Below are 18604 nucleotides of genomic sequence, written 5' to 3' on the forward strand. Positions count from 1 at the left end.
CGCCGCGCGGGCCGCGCTATTCCGCAGCGGCCCCCACCGTATCGGCCATGCGCGCCCGGCGGGTGCCGAGCGGCTGCGGCGCGCCGACCGTGGTATCCTCGGCGGTCTGGTGCTCCATCTCGGCGTTGAGCTGGGCGCCGGCCAGCACGATCATGGTCGAGAGCCAGATCCAGGTCATGAAGCCGATGGCCGCGCCGAGGGAGCCGTAGGTCTTGTTGTAGCTGCCGAAATGGGCGACGTACCAGGAGAACAGCAGCGAGGCTGCGAGCCACAGCACGGCCGCGAGCGCGCCCCCCGGCGTGACCCAGCGCCAGCGCGGCGCGTCCCGGCTGGGGCCGTAGCGGTAGAGCATGGCGAGGCCGAGCAGCACCACGAGGAGCAGCACCGGCCAGCGCAGCAGGGCGAGCCACCACGCATCCGCGCCGAGTCCGACATATGCGAGCGCCACCGGCAGCACCACGACCGCGGCCAGCGCCAGGATGAGGAACAGCAGCGCCCCCGCGGTGAAGCCGAGCGAGGCGAGGTTGAGGACGAGAACGTTGCGGCGCTCGCGCTCGTTGTAGACGAGGTTGAGCGCGTCGAAGACGTGCTTCACGCCGCCGTTGGCGCTCCAGACCGACAGGGCGATGCCGAGGAACAGGCTGAACCCGAGGGTGGTGTGGCCCTGCTCGTTCAGGCGCTTGACCTGATCGCCGATGATCTCCAGCGCCCCCTGGGGCAGGATGCCCTGGAGGCTGGCGAGCTGCGCGTTGATGGTCGAGGCGTCGGCCACGAGGCCGTAGCACGAGACCAGGGCCGCCACCGCGGGGAAGATCGCCAGCAGGGTGAAGAAGGTGACGCCGGCCGCGATCAGCGACAGGCGGTTCTCGCCGATGTCGTGGTAGGTGCGCAGCGCGATGTCCTTCCAGCCCTTGGCGGGGATCTCGGCGGGCGTCGCGGCGCCGCGCCCGCGATCGGCCTCGCTGCGGGCGACCGCATGCGCCGCGTGCCCTGTATGCGAGGGGGAGGGGCGGCGCGCCCCATCCTGGCTGCCATCCCGGGCGCCATCGGCTTGCCAAGCCGTTCGGCCGGCCGTTTGCCCGCCAGCCTGGCCGGAGGATGGCTCGGCCGGCCGCCCCGCCCGGCGCGGGAAGGCGACCAGCCCGATCAGCGCGGTGGCGAGCGCCAGCGTCCAGACCGTGGATGCGGGGCTGGGCGGACCGGCGGCTTCGGGGCGGGCGGGTTCGGGGGCTGGCATCGGCGGATCCCGGGCAGGTTCAGGGGGCGGCGTGCGGGGCGGGGACCCCGAGGCGCCGGACGATGCGTTCGAAGGGCGGCAGCCGAATAGCCGCAGCCGCGAAGGGGAACGCCGCATCGCACGCAACGGTTCGCCCTCCAGTTGCAACACCATCGATCGCGTCCTCACGTGGAGAGCCGGCATGGCGCGTCTGAACGGCCGCACCGTCGTCATCACCGGGGCGTCGAGCGGCATCGGCCGGGCCGCGGCCGAGGCCTTCGCGGCCCGGGGCGCCCGGGTGGTGCTGGCTGCCCGCCGGGCCGACGTGCTAGACCGTCTCGCCCGGGACCTGCGCGCGGCCGGCGCCGAGGCTCTGGCGGTGCCCACCGACGTCACCGATCCGGAGGCCGTCGCGGCGCTGGCCCGGGCGGCCCTGCGCCGCTTCGGCGGCATCGACGTCTGGATCAACAACGCGGGGGTCGGCGTGTTCGGGCCCCTGCTCGACGCGCCCCTCGACCTGCACCGGCAGACCATCGCGGTGAACCTGCTGGGCGCCCTGCACGGGGCCTACGCGGTGCTGCCGCATTTCCTCGACCGCGGCCGGGGCACGCTGATCAACACGGTCTCCATGGGTGGCTGGGCGCCGACGCCGTTCGCGGCCGCCTATACGGCGAGCAAGTTCGGCCTGCGCGGCTTCTCGGCGAGCCTGCGCCAGGAACTCGCCCGGCACCGGCACATCCACGTCTGCGGCGTCTTCCCGGCCATCGTCGACACGCCGGGCCTGGAGCACGGCGCCAACGTCACGGCCAAGCGGCTCAATCCCGGGCACCTGTTCTACGCCCCCGAGGCGGTGGCCGAGACCTTCATCCGCCTCGTACGCCACCCCCGCGACGAGGTCGCGGTCGGTTGGCCCGCCCGCCTCGCGCAGGTCGGCTACGCGCTCGCCCCGTACCCGACCGAGCACCTGATGGGCCTCGGCTTCCGCCTCGCCCTCGACCGGGCCGATCCGGGTCCGCGCACGCACGGCGCCCTGCGCGAGCCCGTGCCGCAGGGGACCTCCGCGGACGGGGGCCTGCGCGCCGCCAAGGGTGTGCCCTCCGCGGGGACGCTGAGCGTCGGCCTCGCCGCCGCGGCGGCCTGCGCGGCCCTGCTGGTGGGGGTCGCGGCGGTCCGGCGGCGGGACTGACGCCCGGGGGCCCCGCGGAGGGCCAAGCCGCCTCCCCCGCGGCCGATTGCCGTTCGGGAGAACCGCTAACCCATGTTGCGGCATGGGCAGCCCCGGCGCGCCACAACCGGTCCACGGGTCCGACCGGCCCGCCCGCCGACGACCGGACCTGAATGCCCGACACCGAAGGCTCATTCCTCCTCGAACCTGTCGCGGATCCCCGTGGGAATCCCGTCGAAGAGGTCGCGGACGAGTCCGTCGACAAGACCCGGCAGGGCCTGCCGGAGGCCGTGCGCGCCCATCTGGGGACGCTGCTCGGCCACGCCTACGACCGGATCGGCCCGGCGCCGGCGGCCGCCTCGGACCGCTTCGCCGGGCTCCTGGCCCGGCTCGAGGCCGCCCTCGCGCAGGCCGCGGGCGCGCGGGAGGCGACGTTCCGCGCCGGGCTGCTGGAGGTGGTGCCGGCGCTGCATCGCTTCGCCGTCTCGCTGACCCGCGACCCGGCGGCGGCCGACGACCTCGTGCAGGACACGCTGCTGCGCGGCTGGCGCGGCCGGGGCAGCTTCACCCCCGGCACCAACCTGGAGGCGTGGCTGTTCACGATCCTGCGCAACGTCTTCTACAGCCAGCACCGCAAGCAGGGCCGGGAGGTGGCCGATTCCGACGGCAACCATGCCGAGCGGCTGACCAGCATCCCCGAGCAGGGCGGGCACCTCGACCTGCAGGACGTGCGCGCCGCGCTCGAACGGCTCGCGCCGATGATGCGGGAGGCCCTCGTCCTCGTGGCGATCGAGAACCTGAGCTACGAGGAAGCCGCGGCCGTGATGAACTGCCGGATCGGCACCGTGAAGAGCCGGGTCTGGCGCGCCCGAGAGCAGCTCGCCCGGATGCTGGGCTACAGCGGGGACGAGATCGGCAACGATGGCGTGATGCTGTCGGTGACCGGCACCACGGCCTGACCGGCCATCGGGCCGCAGGGTTTTCAACGGCCAATAGGCAAATTCTTCGCTGATCCGGCTGTATTCAGCAGCGAATTTGACTTAGGTGAAAGCGCTCGGGTGCAGATCTGGGCGACATGAAGCGGGTTGGGTCGATCCGTCGGCTCGGCTCGGCTCCCGTCGGTGCGACATCCCCCCGATCCGCCGACGGGAGCCCCTTCGAATCCCGGAGCCGGATCGTCCGGCCGGGCCCTCAGCGCGAAGCGCCATCCGCCCGGTCCGCGTCGAGCTGCTGCAGCAGTTCCGCCAGCCGCGGATCCAGAACCTCGTCGATCACCGGATCGTACAGCGCCTGCAGCTGGTGGCCGAGCCGTGCGCGCGTCGGCGCATCGAGGATCGGACGGCTCGCGACCGGGACCACCCGCAGGGCGACCGGCGTCCCGCCCGGGCCTGACCGTGTGGCGGATCGAGACTCGGCGGGGCTCGGGACGGCGCGCTGATGTTCGGACTGGGGCATGCCCCCTACATCGGCCCCGGCCCGGGCGACGGCAACCGCTCAGGCCACGGAGTTTTCCAGAGGCCCGGTCCGTGCACCGGCCTTTCAGACCCTGTTCGACGGGCGCGCCCGGTGCCGTGCGTCCCGCGGACGGATCGAGGCGTGGTTTCGAAAGGTCGAGACCTTTCGCGGGTCCGGGGTGGAGCCCTGGAGACCACCTCACGGCGAGATCTCGGGTCTAGACAGCTCAGGGCTCCGTCCGGAGTACCCGCGCGAGGGCCGAAGCCCTTTGGAAACCCGGGATCCCGGGTCGAGCCGGCTGTCAGGCGTCGTCCTCGGGCGCGAACACTTCGCCCTTCTCGGCCAGGACGGCGTCGGCCGTGTCGCGCGCCAGCGCATCGTCGGCCGGCAGGCCCGCATCGGCGCCTCTCAACAGCCGCGCCACCGCGCGCTCCCAGCCGGGCGGCAGGGCCTGCCCCTGGCCGGCCAGGATCTGGCCGGTGCGGCGGCAGACCCGGTCCCAATCCGCCGGATCCATCGCCGCGAAGGCGTTCCCGAGGCCGAGCTCGGTCCCGGCCTGGAGAGCGGCTTCGGCCCAGCCGGGCGGTGGCGCGGGGGTGGCGGTCATGGCGGTACGGCCTCGTGCGGGAATCCGGTATGGGAATCAGCGCAGCCCGAGGGCCGCGAGTTCCTCCGGCACGAGCGCGGCCGCAGCCTGGCGCGCCAGGATCGCGTCCAGGGTGGCCGGACGATCGTCCCAGGCATCGACGCCGACGTCGCAGGACCGGCTCGTGTCGGGGAGGCAGCCGTGGCTGTGGCCGTAGAGGTGGCGCGTCTCCCGCCAGAGGCCCGGCCAGGCCCGGTGCGCGTAGTGCGACAGGAACAGCCGGTGTTCCGTGCCCCGTGCGTCGCGGATCGACAGGCGGGCGCTGTCGACCGGCGGCTCGGCCCAGGGCAGGTCCAGCACGCGGTTCGAATCATGGTTGCCCCGGACGAGGCGTTTCGTCCCGTTGAGCCGGGCGAAGACCGCCGCGCAATGGTCGCGGCTCGCATGGGCGGCGAAGTCGCCGAGATGCCAGACGCTGTCGCCGGGGCCGACGACGGCGTTCCAGCGGGCGATCAGGGTCTCGTCATGGGCCCCGATCGTGTCGAACCGGGCCCGTTGGTGCCGGAGGATGTGCGGATCGCCGAAATGCGTGTCCGCGGTGAAGAATGTCGCCATGAGGAGTGCTGTGAGGATCGCCGTGCCGCCGGGATTCGCGCCCGCGACCGCATCGCGTTCGATACCATCGGGGCGGGGCGGCTTCGGATCGAGGTGGACCGGACCGCGCCCCGGGCAAGGCCGCGCGGCATCCTGCCCGCCGACCGGGGCGGGGCCGCGCACGCGACGGCCTTCCGCATGGGTGGCGCCGGCCTTAGACATACGACGATGCGCGATGCCGACATCCACGCCCATCTCCTGACGGCGGCCGGCGCGTACCCCGCCCTGCGGGACGCCCTGGCGCGGACCGGCCCGATCCGGATCGAGCCGGCGGCGCACCGTTGCGTCGCCGAGCGCCTGTTCGTCGAGGTGGTCAACCAGCAGCTCTCCGTCCGGGCCGCCGGGGCGATCTGGGCGCGGATCGAGGCCGCCGCGGTCGCGGCCGCCTGCGATCCGCGCGGGCTGTTCGCGGCCGGCGACCCGGACCTCCTGCGGGCCTGCGGCCTCTCGGGCAACAAGGTCCGGGCCCTGAAGGCGATCGTCGCGGCCGAGGCGGCGGGCCTGCTCGGCCCGGAGCTGGCCGGGCTGCCGCATCCGGAGCGCGCCGCGATCCTGTGCGGCATCCGCGGCGTCGGCCCCTGGACGGCCGACATGGTCGGCATCTTCCACTTCCACGACCCCGACATCTGGCCGGAGGGCGACGTGGCGGCGGTGGGATGCCTGCGCCGGCTGACCGGTGAGGCCGACACGCGCGCCGTGGCGGCGGCCTTCGCGCCGTACCGCTCGCTCCTGGCCCGCTACCTCTGGCGCATCAAGGATTCGGGCGGCGGCATGGTGGACGCCGCGCCCGCCTGACGACGGACCGCCGGCCTCAGCGGCCGACCTCCCGGCGCAGGGCCGCCACCATCGTCTCGACCGCCTGCTGCGCCGTCTCGCCGAGGTCGATATCGGTCTCGCCCGCGGTGACGAGGCCGCGCTCCTCCAGCTCCTTCACGCCCTCCGGATCGGCCTCGTGTCCGGCGCCGTCCTTGCGGATCACCGCGGTGACCCGCTCGCCGCTGACGAGCCGGTGATAGGTCGCGAAGGCGAGGATCGAGAGCGCCTTGTCGGAGAGTCCGTTCAGGTCGTCGGCCATGCTGTGCGCTCCTCGCATCGGGTTCGACGGACGAACGCCACAGGACCCCGAGGGCTCCGGCCGCCGGCGGGGGTGCGACGACGGGTGCGGCGGCATCGACACGCACGCGTCGCGCCGGGCCGTCCTTCCTGCTACCATGGCGGGATCCATGACCGCGAAACCCGACCTGACCGCAGTGGAACCGAGCCCCGGCGCGCCATCCGGGCCCGCCCGTTTCGGGCCCCTCCGCCCCGATCTCGACTATCGCCTGCGCCAGCAGGCGATCCTGTCGGAGTTCGGCGTCGCGGCCCTGCGCGGCACCGATGTCGATCACCTGCTGCAGCGGGCCACGGAACTGTGCGCGGAGGGCATGGGCGCCGAGTTCTGCAAGGCCCTGGAATACCGGCCCGGCGCCGACACGCTGCTGGTGCGGGCGGGCGTCGGCTGGGGTCCCGACGTGATCGGCAAGGCGCGGGTCGGCGCCGATCTCGCCTCCCCGGCGGGCTTCGCGCTGAAGACCGGGCGGCCGGTGATCTCGAACCATCTCGCCGACGAGACCCGGTTCCGCACGCCCCAGCTCATGGCCGAGCACGGCATCCGCCGGGCGATCAACGTGCTGATCGAGAACCGGGAGGGCGCCTTCGGGGTGCTGGAGGTGGACGACACCCGCGAGGGCATGTTCGCGGAGGCCGACATCGCCTTCATGCAGGGCTTCGCCAACCTGCTCGGCGGCGCCCTCGAGCGGCAGCGCACCGAGAGCCTGCTGCGCGCCGCTCTGGCCCGCCAGGATCTGCTCGCCCGGGAGATGAGCCACCGGGTCAAGAACAGCCTCGCCATCGTGGCGAGCCTGCTCGCCCTCCAGGCCCGCGCCGCCGAGGCCGAGCCCGCCGTGCAGGCCGCCCTGACGGACGCGCGCAGCCGCGTCGAGGCGATCGCGGGCGTCCACGACCAGCTCTGGCGGCAGGGCGACGGGAGCGGGGAGGGGGCGGGGGTACCGGGCGAACTCGACCTCGCGCCGTTCCTGGAGACGCTCGTGGCCAACCTCGCCGGGGGCCGTCCGGACCAGCGGATCGCCTGCACGGCCGCGCCGCACCGGATCTCGGCCGACCGGGCGATCCCGATCGGGCTCCTGGTCAACGAACTCGTCACCAACGCGCTCAAATACGCCTACCCGCCCGGGACGCACCCCGCGGGTGGCGAGATCCGGGTCCGGGCCGAGGCCCGGCCCGACGGCCTCGTGGTCGAGGTGGCCGACGACGGGGTCGGGCTGCCGCCGGGCTTCGAGGTCGGGCGCGCCTCGAAGAGCCTCGGCATGCGGGTCGTCGGCAGCCTGACCCGCCAGCTCGGCGGCCAGCTTACGACGCCGGAGACGCCGCGGGGCGCCTGCTTCCGGCTGGAGGTGCCGCTGGCGCCCTGAGCGATCTGGCCCTGGGGCGTTCACCAGGGCTCCGCCCTGGACCCGCGAAAGGTCTCGGACCTTTCGAAACCGCAACGGGCGCCGCTTGCACGGCCTGTGCGCGGTGATTAGGCTCTTGGTCATCGCATCCGTGTCCGAACGTCTGCGCGTCCCGATCCCCTCGGTGACGGGCCGGAATCGGGGCGGGATATGGGCTCATGACCGCCGTCGCCTTCGATACGCTCCGCTTCGTCCGCACGCTCCGCGAGAAGGCGAAGATGTCGTCGGAGCAAGCGGAGGGACTGGCCGACGCCATCGCGGAGGCGATTCAGAACGATCTGGCGACGAAGACCGACATCGCCGCCGTCCGGACGGACGTCGAGGCGCTGCGACTCTCCACGAAGACCGACATCGCCATGGTCCGGACCGATATCGAGGCGCTGCGGCTGTCCACGAAGGCCGACCTGCGCGAGGCGGAGCTGCGCCTGGAGGCGAAGATCGAGGCCACCAAGGGCGAGATCATCAAGTGGGTGGTCGGCTCGATCGGGTTTCAGGCGCTGGTGATCGTCGGCGCGGTCGTGGCCCTTGCGCGGGGCCTGCATTGAGCGGCACGCGGTCGGCGTGATTCCGCAGGACTGGACAAAGACAGCGCGCCGCTGCGATCTGGCGTGATGGCGCGGCGAGACACACCAGGGGCACCGGCCGGGATCGGGGAGGGGGCAGCCAAGGCCCTCGCCCAACGGCTCCACGCCTTCCGGAGCCTCGGCGACAATTGCGAGTTCGGGTTCGTGCAGCGCTACGGCGGGGTCGAGCCGTCCGGCCTGCTGCGCTTCTCCTACACGCCGCTGGACGATCTGATCCGCGGCCTGCGCTGCGGATTCTCGGATTTCGGCGTGCCGGGCGATCTGCGCCTGTCGGTGAGCGCGGGCGGCACCTATTACTGCCACAGCCTCGCGTACAACATCTGGGCCAATACCGGGCATCCGGCCGGCTCGATCGCGCCGGAGGCGCTGCTGGAGCGGGAATACGGCCGGCTCGCCCATCTCAAGCGCAAGTTCCTGGACGAGCTCGCCGACGGCTCGAAGATCCTGGTGCGCAAACGCGGCCGCGACGAGCCGGACTCCGGCTTCGCGCAGCTCGCCGAGGCGGTCCGGGCACACGGACCCGCGACGCTGCTGCGCGTCACCGAGGCCGGGCCGGCCTGGAGGCCGGAGCCCGTACGCCAGGTCGCCGAGCGGCTGATCGCGGGACGGGTGCGCCGGTTCGCACCGGTGGAGCAGGCCTGGGACGTTGATCTGGAGCCCTGGATGCATCTCGTGGACGGGGCCTACGCGCTGGTGCGGGGCGGGGCGCCGACCTGCTTCGACGCCGCCGCCTTTCCGGAGGCGCTGGCGCTGTCGGGCCGGCTGCGCCGGCATGTCGGCCGGCACCGGGAGCCGGCGCTGAGCGCCTTCACGCGGGCGGTCGACCCGACACGCTTCCGCGGCGACGCGGTCTACGTGTTCTCGAGCTGGGTGTGGATCCCGAAGGATTTTGCCGGGAACCGCGTCTTCGCGGCGGCCGGCTACGCGCGGCTCGGCTGGCGCGATGCCGACCTGTCCCGACGCGGCTGCTGGCAGCGCGTCTGGGCCGCGGGGCGGCTGCGTCCCGACCAGCCGCGCGAGCCTGTCGGCCTCGGGATGATCGGAACCCGCCGGGACGATTTCTGGTCGATCGGGGCGCGCTTCGCCGAGGGCCCGATCCCGGGGGATACGCCCGCGCCCGTCCTGCCGCCCGCCCGGTTTCCCGGCCGGGATCTCCTCGCGCGGTTGCGATCCCGGTTCTGGTGAGGGCGGGCAAAATGCCGCTGCCTGTCGGTCCGGTCTTCCGAACGTGACGGCCGGGGGCGTTCGCGCGTCCCATGGCCGGCCGGGAGGCCCTTGATTTCCGGGGCTGCGGCCAGATTTCGCCGACTGTCTGAACGTTGACAGGAACCGACCGCCGTGGGGCGTCTCGCCTGCCACGCTCCGGGCCATCGCGGCCTCCAGGGGCGTGGCGGGGGCCGGCCGCACCGGTTGCGCGAGACAGGGGGATTCCCGATGGACGACATGAGACGCGACAAGACCGACACCGCGACCTTCGAGATGGCGGGCCAGTGCCCCTTCGGCGGCGACCGGATCGGCGGCGCCTTCGGCGGTCGCCCCGCCCTGGAGAACTGGTATCCCCATCGCCTGCGGGTCGAGCTCCTGCACCAGAACGGCTTGGCCGCCGATCCCCTCGGGCCGGACTTCGACTACGCCGCCGCCTTCGCCAAACTCGATTTCGAGGCGCTCAAGCAGGACATCAAGCAGTTCCTGACCTCGTCGGTCGACTGGTGGCCGTCCGACTACGGCAATTACGGGCCGCAGATGATCCGCATGGCCTGGCACTCGGCCGGCACCTACCGGATCGCGGACGGGCGCGGCGGCGCCGGCACCGGGATGCAGCGCTTCGCGCCGATCTCGAGCTGGTGGGACAACGGCAACACCGACAAGTCCCGCCGCCTCCTGCAGCCGATCAAGCACAAATACGGCAACGCCCTGTCGTGGGCCGACCTGATGGTGCTCACCGGCAATTGCGCCCTGGAGATCATGGGCCTGCCGACCTACGGCTTCGCCGCCGGCCGGCTCGACGCCTGGGAGGCCGACGACGCCACCTACTGGGGACCCGAAGTGGTCGACATGGGCAGCGTGTCGAGCTTCGACGACATGGTGAACCGCGACAAGCGCTGGCGCGGCCAGAACGGCGACCCCGATTACGACCTCGAGAACCCGCTCGCCGCCTCCCACCAGTCGCTGATCTACGTGAACCCGGAGGGCCCCTACGCGAACGGCGATCCGCAGGGCTCGGCGAACGACATCCGGGTCACCTTCACCCGCATGGCGATGAACAACGAGGAGACCGTGGCGCTGATCGCGGGCGGCCACGCCTTCGGCAAGAGCCACGGCATGACCCCCGCCAAGGAGATCGGGCCGCCCCCCGAGATGGCACCCATGGAGGCGATGGGCCTGGGCTGGCACAACCCGCGGGGCGCGGGCTCCGGCAAGGACACGATGACCAACGGCATCGAGGGCAGCTGGACCCCCGATCCGACCCAGTGGGACAATGCCTACCTGGAGAACCTCTTCAAGTTCGAGTGGGAGCAGACCAAGAGCCCGGCCGGCGCCCTGCAATGGACCCCGAAGGATCCGGATGCGCCCAAAACCCCCGACGCGCATGTCGCCGGCCAGATGCATCCGCTGATGATGATGACCTCGGACATCGCCCTCAAGGTCGATCCGGAATACCGCAAGGTCTGCGAGAAGTTCTTAAGCGATTTCGACGCCTTCACGCAGGCCTTCTCGAAGGCGTGGTACAAGCTCACCCACCGCGACATGGGGCCGAAGCACCGCTACCTCGGCCCGGAGGTGACGATCGAGGACGGGCTCCTGTGGCAGGACCCGCTGCCCGACGCCGCCTACGCGCCGGTCGGCGAGCCCGAGGTCGCCGCGCTGAAGCAGGCGATCCGCGACACGGGCCTGTCGGTCTCGGACCTCGTCGTCACGGCCTTCTCGGCGGCCGCGACCTACCGCGACAGCGACAAGCGCGGCGGCGCCAATGGCGGGCGGCTGGCGCTCGCCCCCCAGAAGGATTGGGCGGTCAACTGCCGGGCCGCCCCGGTGGTCGAGGCCCTGCGCGGCGTGATGGAGGCGTTCAACGATCGCCGGAGCGACGGCAAGCGGGTCTCGCTCGCCGACCTGATCGTGCTCGGGGGCTGCGTCGCCGTGGAGAAGGCGGCCTCGGAGGCGGGCGCCGCCGTCCCGGTGCCGTTCACCCCCGGCCGGGTCGACACCACGCAGGAGCTGACCGACATCGAGATGTTCGAGTGGCTCAAGCCCGTGGCGGACGGCTTTCGCAATTACGTCGCCGACGGGTTCGGCCAGGTGGCCCGCAGCGTCTCGCCGGAGGAACTCTTCCTCGACAAGGCCAACCTGATGACCCTGACGGCCCCGGAATGGGCGGTCCTGACCGCGGGTCTCCGGGCGCTGAACGCCAACCACGATGGCGGACGGCACGGCGTCTTCACCGACCGCGTCGGCGTGCTGAGCGCGGACTTCTTCCGGGCGGTGACCGACACCGACCTCGTCTGGGAGAAGGCCGATCCGCAGGGCATGACCTTCACGCTCAAGGACCGGGCGACGGGGCAGCCGAAGTATCAGGCCACCCGCAGCGACCTCGTCTTCGGCTCGAACGCGCAGCTGCGCAACATCGCCGACGCCTATGCGGGCAGCGACGGAGACGCGCGGTTCGTCAAGGACTTCGTCCGGGTCTGGGACAAGGTCATGATGCTCGACCGCTACGACGTGAAGGGCCACAGGCGCTACGCGCCGATGGCGGCCTGAACCACCGTCTGATCGGCCCTCGCCCCGTCTTCGGACGGGGCGAGGATCTGTGGGAACCCCGGTCAAGCCGCCCGCCGGCGGTTGCCGGCGGCGGAAGCCTGGGCCACCGGCATGTCGGCTTCCGCGATCGGCCGGAAGCGGCCGTCCGCGCCGTCATAGGCCAGGAGGGCGCCGGTCTCGATCTCGAAGAACCAGCCATGCAGGCGCAGCGTCCCCTTGGCGAGGGCGGCCGCGACGCTCGGATGCGTGCGCAGGTTGGCGAGCTGCACCACCACGTTCTCCAGGGCCAGGGCGTGGTGGCGGGCCTGTCCGTCCAGGTCCTCCGGATAGGCTTCGCAGACGATGCGCTCGGCGGCTTCCGCGTGGCGCAGCCAGGCCGCGACGGCGGGCATCCGCGCCAGCGCGTCCCGGTGCATCAGCCCGTGCATCGCGCCGCAATCGGAATGGCCGCAGACCACGATGTCGCGCACCTGGAGCGCCACCACGGCGTACTCGATCGCCGAGGAGACGCCGCCGATCACGTCGGAGGCCGGGGGCACGATGTTGCCGGCGTTGCGGCAGACGAACAGCTCGCCCGGCCCCGCCTGGGTGATGTGCTCCGGCGAGACCCGGGAATCCGCGCAGGCGATGATCAGCGCGCTCGGGTGCTGACCGTCGCGCACGAGCTGCTGGTACATCGCGCGCTGGCCGGGGAAGACATGGCCCTGGAAGGCGGCGATGCCCTGGATGAGGCTGTTCATGAACGGATCCCTGACGCGGGGGGAAAAGCGGGAAAGGAAGCGGGGAGGGGGCCGGCCGGGCTGGAGCCCGGCGGCGGGGTCATCTCGGCGCGTGATCTCAGCGCTTGATCTCAGCGCGCCGGCCGGCGGCGCTCGGCGGTCCCGGAGGCCCAGTGGGGCTCGACCGGGCGGCGGACCATCGCGGCCCCGGCCCGCTCGTGGAGCATCGGCGCCCCGAGGATCTGGCCGGTGCCCAGGCGCTGCGAATGGAGCGAGCGCGGGTCGTGATCGGGATCGCTGATGTAGGAGCTCATATGGGCGCCCCCGGCAGCTTGGCGGCTCCCGTTGCCGCCCTCGCCGGCCTGCACCGTAAGGGGTGCCGCGACGGCGGCGGCCAGGACGGCGAGGCCGAGGGCCGGGCGGAGGATCGAGAGGGGGCGTGCGGGCATCGTCGTGTCTCCTCGTCTGTTCTGGCTCTGCGGACGACACTGTGTCTCCGCTGATGTCGTGAACATAGACGCGATCAGACGGGCTCGATGTGCGTCCCGGCACAGTAGAATAATGAAAAATTTAATCCCTGGCCCGGGATCTACTCTGTGTGTCGGCGCACGCCGAAGTGTCGTCGACTTCCGGCGTCGGGATTACGGGCGCTCGCGATCGGCATGCGCTGTTCGGGTTGGGTTTTGACCCAGTCCGGAACACACATCTCGGCAGAGCGGGATATCGTCCGGGTCATGGCCGCCGGAAGCGGCGGGGATCGCGCGCGCTGATGATGAGCGCCAGACCGACGCATCCAGTCAGGCCGAGACCAGCCACCATGAACAGCTGGATCGTTCGAGCATCGTATAGCTCAAGCCCGAATACGTAGCAGGCGTAGAGGATCGCGGATCCGAGCACGAGACAGAGGATGCGACGCCAGAGGGGCAGGATCAACGCCCTTGTCTTTGGCCACGCGATCAGCCCTTCGGCTTGATCAACGCGTTCGTCACCCAAAGTGGATCGTCGCGAAGCCACCCCTCTCGGACACAGCCCCGGATAAGCTGACCCATCTCGCCCACTGCCCCGCGCCGCAGGACACCGGCCTGATGCAGGGACCGGCTCAGGCGCGCCCGGCCCGGAGGCGCGGCGGCGCCGGCCCGGTCTCCGCGCGTTCGTCGGGCAGGGGGCTCGCCGCCACGTAGACCAGCCCCTCGGCCGCGTAGGTGAGGCTGGCGGTGGTTCGGCCCGCGAAACCCCGCTCCAGGAGGCGCGTGCCGAACCCGGTCCGCGACGGGGGCACGACCGGGGGACCGCCGCGCTCGCGCCAGGTCATGCGCAGGGCCCGGCCCCCCGGACTCGTCTCCAGCGTCCAGGCCAGCGCCACGCGGCCGCCCGGGACCGACAGGGCCCCGTGCTTGACCGCGTTGGTGCAGAGTTCGTGCAGGATCATCGTGAGCGCCAGCGCCCCCTCGGGCGGCAGCCGCAGGTCCGGCCCGTCCAGGGTGACGCGCGGGAACCTTTTGGAGCCGGGCTCGCCCAGAAAGGGGCGCACGGCCTGGTCGGCCATCCCGCGCAGGTCCGCGCTCGCCCAGCTCTCCCGGGTCAGGATGTCGTGGGCGCGCGACAGGGCGAGCAGGCGGGCCTCGAAGGCGTCGCGCCCGGCCACGGCGCCGCCGCCGAGATTCTTGAGGCTCTGCGCCGCCATCGACTGCACGGTGGCGAGGGTATTTTTCACCCTGTGATTGAGTTCATCGATCAGCAGCCGGTGGGCTTCCCCGCGTCGGGCGAGTTCGTCCGCCGCGGTGCCCAGGGCCTCGGCGATCAGCGCGCCCTCACGCACGAGGGAACGGGGCAGGGGCGGCAGCGGCCGGTCGTTCCCCAGGGCGCCGGCGGCGAGGGCCAGCTCCCGCAGGGGCCGGGCGATCAGGCCGGCGAGCAGCCACGCGAGCAAAGCCGCCGCGAGTGCCACCGCGCTGCCCGCCATCAGGATGCGCCGGCGCAGGGCGGCGGCCGGCGCCAGGGCCCGGTCGGCGGTCTGGCGCACCACCACCTGCCAGCCGAGCCCGGGATAGTCCCGGTATCCGGCCGTGGCGGCGCGGGCGCTGAGATAGGAAGCGGCGGCGTCGGGCCAGAATCCGACCCGGCTCGCGCCCTGCGGGTCGAGGGGTCGCCCGCCGTTCAGCACGTCCCGGGGCAGGGGGGCGCCCTGCAGGGCGGGCGGGCCGAGAAGCACGCTGCCGTCGCGCGCCAGGATCAGGATCTCGGCCCCCGCGCGGTGACCCCGGAACGACCCTTCGAGCAGGCGCGCCATGTCGCGCGCCCAGGTCCAGTCGAGATGGGCGGCGAGCACCCCGACGAGCCGCCCGTCCGCGGCGCGCACCGGCGCCGCGAGGTCGAGGAGGCGCAGCGGCTCCCGTGGGGCGGCCGTCGGGGCCAGCGCCGTTTGCAGGAGCTTGGCCGGATGCACGTCGCCGACGAACGGCCTTTCGCGGCCCCCGCGAAAATAGTCGCGGCCGGAGACGTCCGCCCCCTCCAGGGCGCCGGTGCTGGTCACCGCGACGCGCCCGTCGGGATCGATCAGGCCGATGATCGAGTAGGCCGGGTAGGTCGCCTGCATCCGCTCCATCAGGGCGCGCTTCGCGGCCGTGCTGGCGGCCGCGCTGGCCCCGGGATCGCGCAGGCTGTCGGAGGCGGCGGCGATCTGGATGTCGCGCCAGCGCTCGAACATGCCGAGGTCGAGGCTGCGGGCCATCTGGCCGGCGATCTCGGCGAGCTGGCCGCCGACCTCCGCCTCAAGCCGGGCGGTCGCGTCGCGGCTCACCAGGGCGGCCAGCGCCAGGGTGGCGAGGAGGCCGAGGGTCCCGAAGCCCAGGGCCAGAACCACACGCAGCCGCGGAACCGGCCTTCGGCGCAGGCCGGCGCGGATACCGGCCCTGGTTTCGCCCTGTGATCCGCCCTGACCGGCCGAGGCCCCGAAGGGGGGAGGGGGAGAGGCCGCCGGAGGCGTCGCCGCGGCAGGGTCGTCCGATCGCGCGACAACCCGCATCCGATCTCCCCTCGGATCCGGCCTGCCCCGCCGCCGGAGATCGCGCCCGCCGAACCGATTCGGCGCCCCGTTATCCCAATGCCTGTCTCACCATGAGACAGGGCGCTCAGCAAGACGGGATCGGCGTCCTGCGGCCCAGAATCTCTACCACCAGTTGCAAATATGACTCGACATTCCCGAAGCCGTCAGCCCCCGAGCAGGGCATGGGCCGCCCGCACCAGGATCCCGTCCGGCCGGCGCAGGGCGTCGAGCACGGAAAAATGCTCGGCCCCGGGCACCGGCAGCAGGGGACCGGGGGCATGGGCCGCCGCCCGCAGGGCGTGCAGGTTGCGGGCGTCGTGGATCAGCGCGGGCAGCTCGGCCGTGCCGTAGGCGATGCACAGGGGCTTGGCACAGACCGGCAGGCGCAGGGGCGAGAGGGTCTCGATCTCCGCGTCGGTCAGAGCGAGCTTGGCGTTGAGCGTGGTCTGGCGGATCGGCGCGAGGTCGTAGACGCCCGAGATGGCGAGGCCGGCCGCTACGGCCGAATGGCCGAGCCGCAGCGCGGCGAGCAGCCCGCCCGCCGACCAGCCCGACAGGACCAGGGGGCCGCGGATCCCGTGCCCCGGACCCTGCGCGGCCAGCCAGTCGAGGGCCGCATCGATCTCGGCCGCGATCCGGGTGAGGCCCGCCTCCGGGGCGAGGGTGTAGCCGACCATCGCCACCGACCAGCCGGCGGCGTTCGGCCCTTCCGCGAAGCAGGCGAACAGCTCCCGGGCGCCCCGCTGCCAGTAGCCCCCGTGGAGGAAGACGAGGCAGGGCGCAGCGGCATCCCGGGCCGGATAGAGATCGACGGCGTTGCGGGCTCCCGGGCCGTAGGGCCGGTCGAGGCCTCGGGGATGCGCCGCCCGGTAGGCCGCCGAGGCCGCGTCCCGGGCGGCGACCCGCTGCGCGCTGTCGGCCACCGCGCGGGTGTTGTCGTAGCAGGCGTCCCGGGCGTCGGGATCGAGGGAGGCCCAGCGACGGCGCGGATCCGCCGGGGTCGGATCGTCCAGGCGAAACGCTCGGTCCGGGGTCGTTTGGTCCGGGGTCGCTTGATCCATTGTGGGTTGTCTCCGGCACCGCCCAGCTCGCACACCATGGCAGGGTGCGGGATCCGGGTCGAGGTGGGTTCAGAAGCCGGCCTGTGCCCCGGGGATCGTGCCGCCGTAGCCCCAGCCGGTGAAGGGCGGGGCCGCCACCCGCTCCCGGGTGGCCGGGGCGAAGATCCGGGCGGGCGGGCGGACCTCCTGCCAAGCCCGCCAGTCCCGGAAACGGTCGCGGGCGGCCATCCGGGTGAGCGTCCGGTCCGTGTCCGTCGCGCGGTCCGGCGGGTGCCGGTACGGGCGGGCTGCGGCCGCGGCCGGCAGCAGGACGAGCAGGATCAGGGAAGCGGCCATCGCTTGCGGCGGGAGGCGCATGGATCGGGCCATGGGTCGGGCTCGGCGGGGGAGGGGCCTGCGGCAGCTACGCCGCACGGGCGCCTTCGGTTCCGGGATCCCCGGCGCTTCGAAAACCCCGTACAAGGTGGTCTTTCCCGGAAACGAGTCGCGCTATCCATGCCAGAGTCCGATCCGTACCCCGCCCCCGATCCCGCGGCGCTGCTGGCGACCCTCGTCGGGTTCGACACGGTGAGCGACCGCTCGAACCTGCCGCTGATCGACTGGGTGGAGGCCTATGGCCGCCGCCACGGCGCCGCGGTCGAGCGGGTGACGGACGCGACCGGCCGGAAGGCGGCGCTGCTGGTGAGCGTCGGCCCGTTCGAGAGCCGGCCCGGCTACGTGCTGTCCGGCCACAGCGACGTGGTGCCGGTGGCGGGTCAGCCCTGGTCGTCGGACCCGTTCACCCTGCGGGAGGCCGGGGACCGGCTCTACGGGCGGGGCACCTCCGACATGAAGGGGTTCCTGGCGGTCTGCCTCGCGCTCCTGCCCGAGATGGCGGCGGCCGATCTCGCCACCCCGCTCCACCTCGCGATCTCGTACGACGAGGAGGTCGGCTGCCTCGGGGTGCGCCCGTTGATCGCCCGGATGCTGGAGCGGGTGCCGCGACCGCTCGGCTGCTTCGTGGGCGAGCCTACGGGCATGGAGGTGGTGGTCGGCCACAAGGGCAAGGCCGCAGCCCGCCTCACCTTCCGGGGCCGGGCCAGCCATTCCGCCCTGGCGCCCCAGGGCGTCAACGCGGTGGAATACGCCGCTCGGTTCATCGAGCATGTCCGGCTGTCCGCGGAGGCGCTCGCCCGGGACGGCGCCCGGGATGGGCTCTACGACGTGCCCCACACCACCGGCCTGTCGAGCGTGGTCCAGGGCGGTTCGGCGCTCAACATCGTGCCCGACACCTGCAGCGTCAGCTTCGAGTACCGGGCGATCGGCGCGGACGATGCCGGGGCCCTGGCCGCATCGGCCATCGCGTATGCCACCGACACGCTGGCGCCGCTGATGCGGGCGGTGGACCCGGCCTGCGGCGTCGCGGTCGAGCCGCTGATCGACTATCCGGGCCTCGACACCGACCCGGAGGCGCCGGTCGTGACCCTGGCCAAGCGGCTCGCCGGCCGCAACGGCCACGCCAAGGTCTCGTACGGCACGGAGGGCGGGCTGTTCGAGCGGCTCGGCGGCGTGCCCGCCGTGGTGATCGGCCCCGGCTCCATCGCCCGCGCCCACCGGGCCGACGAGTACGTGACCCGGGCCGAGCTCGAGGCCTGCGCGGGCTTCGTGCGCCGCCTGATCGCGACCTGCCGGGACTGAGATCACGGGATCCCAAAGGACACGTCCTTTGGTGGGGTGTCGGGGTGAAACCCCGACGAACGGCTCTTCCACCCCCTCGCGAGGGGGTGGAAGAGCCGGACCGCAGGGCTCTGCCCTGCACCCGCGAAAGGTCTCGACCTTTCGAAACCATGATGTTCGCCGGTGCGCCGCCCTA

Annotated in this window: 19 protein-coding genes; 8 read left to right on the plus strand and 11 right to left on the minus strand. The window is 72.8% G+C overall.

Features of this window, described 5'->3' with window-relative positions; genetic code table 11:
* Positions 1 to 16: 16 nt before the first annotated feature.
* Positions 17 to 1237, minus strand: coding sequence for a YihY/virulence factor BrkB family protein (locus tag MKK75_RS31545; protein WP_244046417.1), 1221 nt, complete (start codon positions 1235 to 1237; stop codon positions 17 to 19).
* Between the two features lie 181 nt (positions 1238 to 1418).
* Here MKK75_RS31545 and MKK75_RS31550 point away from each other — a divergent pair, with 181 nt between their 5' ends.
* Positions 1419 to 2402, plus strand: coding sequence for an SDR family oxidoreductase (locus MKK75_RS31550; RefSeq protein WP_244046418.1), 984 nt, complete (start codon positions 1419 to 1421; stop codon positions 2400 to 2402).
* 152 nt (positions 2403 to 2554) lie between these two features.
* Complete coding sequence (locus MKK75_RS31555; RefSeq protein ID WP_244046419.1) at positions 2555 to 3340, plus strand: sigma-70 family RNA polymerase sigma factor; 786 nt, start codon at positions 2555 to 2557, stop codon at positions 3338 to 3340.
* Between the two features lie 232 nt (positions 3341 to 3572).
* On the opposite strand, the gene MKK75_RS31560 is transcribed toward MKK75_RS31555, so the two are convergent.
* From MKK75_RS31560 to MKK75_RS31570, 3 genes are all read right to left on the minus strand, one after another.
* On the minus strand, positions 3573 to 3836 hold the full coding sequence (locus tag MKK75_RS31560) for a hypothetical protein (RefSeq protein WP_244046420.1): 264 nt from the start codon (positions 3834 to 3836) through the stop codon (positions 3573 to 3575).
* Positions 3837 to 4137: 301 nt separating this feature from the next.
* Positions 4138 to 4443, minus strand: coding sequence for a hypothetical protein (locus tag MKK75_RS31565; RefSeq protein ID WP_244046421.1), 306 nt, complete (start codon positions 4441 to 4443; stop codon positions 4138 to 4140).
* A 36-nt stretch (positions 4444 to 4479) separates the two neighbouring features.
* Positions 4480 to 5037, minus strand: coding sequence for a metallophosphoesterase (locus MKK75_RS31570; RefSeq protein ID WP_244046529.1), 558 nt, complete (start codon positions 5035 to 5037; stop codon positions 4480 to 4482).
* Between the two features lie 207 nt (positions 5038 to 5244).
* Between MKK75_RS31570 and MKK75_RS31575 the strand changes: the two genes are divergently transcribed.
* Positions 5245 to 5871, plus strand: a complete 627-nt coding sequence (locus MKK75_RS31575; protein ID WP_244046422.1) for a DNA-3-methyladenine glycosylase family protein — start codon at positions 5245 to 5247, stop codon at positions 5869 to 5871.
* Between the two features lie 16 nt (positions 5872 to 5887).
* Here the strand turns inward: MKK75_RS31575 and MKK75_RS31580 are convergent, their stop codons facing one another.
* Positions 5888 to 6151, minus strand: a complete 264-nt coding sequence (locus tag MKK75_RS31580; RefSeq protein ID WP_244046423.1) for a hypothetical protein — start codon at positions 6149 to 6151, stop codon at positions 5888 to 5890.
* 148 nt (positions 6152 to 6299) lie between these two features.
* Here MKK75_RS31580 and MKK75_RS31585 point away from each other — a divergent pair, with 148 nt between their 5' ends.
* The 4 genes from MKK75_RS31585 to katG all read left to right on the plus strand — a co-directional run bounded on the left by MKK75_RS31585 (position 6300) and on the right by katG (position 11926).
* Positions 6300 to 7547, plus strand: a complete 1248-nt coding sequence (locus MKK75_RS31585; protein WP_244046424.1) for a sensor histidine kinase — start codon at positions 6300 to 6302, stop codon at positions 7545 to 7547.
* A gap of 197 nt (positions 7548 to 7744) precedes the next feature.
* The gene (locus MKK75_RS31590; RefSeq protein WP_244046425.1) at positions 7745 to 8131 is read left to right on the plus strand and encodes a coiled-coil domain-containing protein; all 387 of its coding nucleotides are present in this window, start codon (positions 7745 to 7747) and stop codon (positions 8129 to 8131) included.
* Positions 8132 to 8197: 66 nt separating this feature from the next.
* Positions 8198 to 9355: a hypothetical protein gene (locus tag MKK75_RS31595; RefSeq protein ID WP_244046426.1), complete on the plus strand. Its 1158-nt coding sequence runs from the start codon at positions 8198 to 8200 to the stop codon at positions 9353 to 9355.
* Positions 9356 to 9604: 249 nt separating this feature from the next.
* Positions 9605 to 11926 carry a catalase/peroxidase HPI gene (gene katG, locus MKK75_RS31600; protein ID WP_244046427.1) on the plus strand — a complete coding sequence of 774 codons (2322 nt, stop codon included), beginning with the start codon at positions 9605 to 9607 and terminating at the stop codon, positions 11924 to 11926.
* Positions 11927 to 11988: 62 nt separating this feature from the next.
* Here katG and MKK75_RS31605 read toward each other — a convergent pair whose 3' ends face one another.
* From MKK75_RS31605 to MKK75_RS31630, 6 genes are all read right to left on the minus strand, one after another.
* The gene (locus tag MKK75_RS31605) at positions 11989 to 12666 is read right to left on the minus strand and encodes a carbonic anhydrase (RefSeq protein WP_244046428.1); all 678 of its coding nucleotides are present in this window, start codon (positions 12664 to 12666) and stop codon (positions 11989 to 11991) included.
* Positions 12667 to 12776: 110 nt separating this feature from the next.
* Positions 12777 to 13094 (minus strand): hypothetical protein, encoded by a 318-nt coding sequence (locus tag MKK75_RS31610; protein ID WP_244046429.1) that lies wholly within the window; start codon positions 13092 to 13094, stop codon positions 12777 to 12779.
* Between the two features lie 283 nt (positions 13095 to 13377).
* Positions 13378 to 13638 (minus strand): hypothetical protein, encoded by a 261-nt coding sequence (locus MKK75_RS31615; RefSeq protein WP_244046430.1) that lies wholly within the window; start codon positions 13636 to 13638, stop codon positions 13378 to 13380.
* 106 nt (positions 13639 to 13744) lie between these two features.
* Positions 13745 to 15508 (minus strand): sensor histidine kinase, encoded by a 1764-nt coding sequence (locus MKK75_RS31620; RefSeq protein WP_409567638.1) that lies wholly within the window; start codon positions 15506 to 15508, stop codon positions 13745 to 13747.
* A 347-nt stretch (positions 15509 to 15855) separates the two neighbouring features.
* Complete coding sequence (locus MKK75_RS31625) at positions 15856 to 16752, minus strand: alpha/beta hydrolase (RefSeq protein WP_244046432.1); 897 nt, start codon at positions 16750 to 16752, stop codon at positions 15856 to 15858.
* Positions 16753 to 16821: 69 nt separating this feature from the next.
* Positions 16822 to 17121 (minus strand): hypothetical protein, encoded by a 300-nt coding sequence (locus MKK75_RS31630; RefSeq protein WP_244046433.1) that lies wholly within the window; start codon positions 17119 to 17121, stop codon positions 16822 to 16824.
* Between the two features lie 126 nt (positions 17122 to 17247).
* Here MKK75_RS31630 and argE point away from each other — a divergent pair, with 126 nt between their 5' ends.
* On the plus strand, positions 17248 to 18429 hold the full coding sequence (argE, locus tag MKK75_RS31635; protein ID WP_244046434.1) for an acetylornithine deacetylase: 1182 nt from the start codon (positions 17248 to 17250) through the stop codon (positions 18427 to 18429).
* The last annotated feature ends 175 nt before the right edge of the window (positions 18430 to 18604 follow it).

This window comes from Methylobacterium sp. J-030 (genome assembly GCF_022829545.1).
Taxonomy (GTDB): domain Bacteria; phylum Pseudomonadota; class Alphaproteobacteria; order Rhizobiales; family Beijerinckiaceae; genus Methylobacterium.

What these genes read in the sequence shown, in the direction of transcription:
- MKK75_RS31570 (WP_244046529.1), bottom strand. Translation starts at nt 5,037, where the DNA reads ATGGCGACATTCTTCACCGCGGACACGCATTTCGGCGATCCGCACATC.
- MKK75_RS31630 (WP_244046433.1), bottom strand. Translation starts at nt 17,121, where the DNA reads ATGGCCCGATCCATGCGCCTCCCGCCGCAAGCGATGGCCGCTTCCCTG.
- MKK75_RS31575 (WP_244046422.1), top strand. Translation starts at nt 5,245, where the DNA reads ATGCGCGATGCCGACATCCACGCCCATCTCCTGACGGCGGCCGGCGCG.
- MKK75_RS31585 (WP_244046424.1), top strand. Translation starts at nt 6,300, where the DNA reads ATGACCGCGAAACCCGACCTGACCGCAGTGGAACCGAGCCCCGGCGCG.
- MKK75_RS31625 (WP_244046432.1), bottom strand. Translation starts at nt 16,752, where the DNA reads ATGGATCAAGCGACCCCGGACCAAACGACCCCGGACCGAGCGTTTCGC.
- MKK75_RS31595 (WP_244046426.1), top strand. Translation starts at nt 8,198, where the DNA reads ATGGCGCGGCGAGACACACCAGGGGCACCGGCCGGGATCGGGGAGGGG.
- MKK75_RS31560 (WP_244046420.1), bottom strand. Translation starts at nt 3,836, where the DNA reads ATGCCCCAGTCCGAACATCAGCGCGCCGTCCCGAGCCCCGCCGAGTCT.
- MKK75_RS31580 (WP_244046423.1), bottom strand. Translation starts at nt 6,151, where the DNA reads ATGGCCGACGACCTGAACGGACTCTCCGACAAGGCGCTCTCGATCCTC.
- MKK75_RS31545 (WP_244046417.1), bottom strand. Translation starts at nt 1,237, where the DNA reads ATGCCAGCCCCCGAACCCGCCCGCCCCGAAGCCGCCGGTCCGCCCAGC.
- MKK75_RS31590 (WP_244046425.1), top strand. Translation starts at nt 7,745, where the DNA reads ATGACCGCCGTCGCCTTCGATACGCTCCGCTTCGTCCGCACGCTCCGC.
- katG (WP_244046427.1), top strand. Translation starts at nt 9,605, where the DNA reads ATGGACGACATGAGACGCGACAAGACCGACACCGCGACCTTCGAGATG.
- argE (WP_244046434.1), top strand. Translation starts at nt 17,248, where the DNA reads ATGCCAGAGTCCGATCCGTACCCCGCCCCCGATCCCGCGGCGCTGCTG.
- MKK75_RS31565 (WP_244046421.1), bottom strand. Translation starts at nt 4,443, where the DNA reads ATGACCGCCACCCCCGCGCCACCGCCCGGCTGGGCCGAAGCCGCTCTC.
- MKK75_RS31610 (WP_244046429.1), bottom strand. Translation starts at nt 13,094, where the DNA reads ATGCCCGCACGCCCCCTCTCGATCCTCCGCCCGGCCCTCGGCCTCGCC.
- MKK75_RS31550 (WP_244046418.1), top strand. Translation starts at nt 1,419, where the DNA reads ATGGCGCGTCTGAACGGCCGCACCGTCGTCATCACCGGGGCGTCGAGC.
- MKK75_RS31605 (WP_244046428.1), bottom strand. Translation starts at nt 12,666, where the DNA reads ATGAACAGCCTCATCCAGGGCATCGCCGCCTTCCAGGGCCATGTCTTC.
- MKK75_RS31555 (WP_244046419.1), top strand. Translation starts at nt 2,555, where the DNA reads ATGCCCGACACCGAAGGCTCATTCCTCCTCGAACCTGTCGCGGATCCC.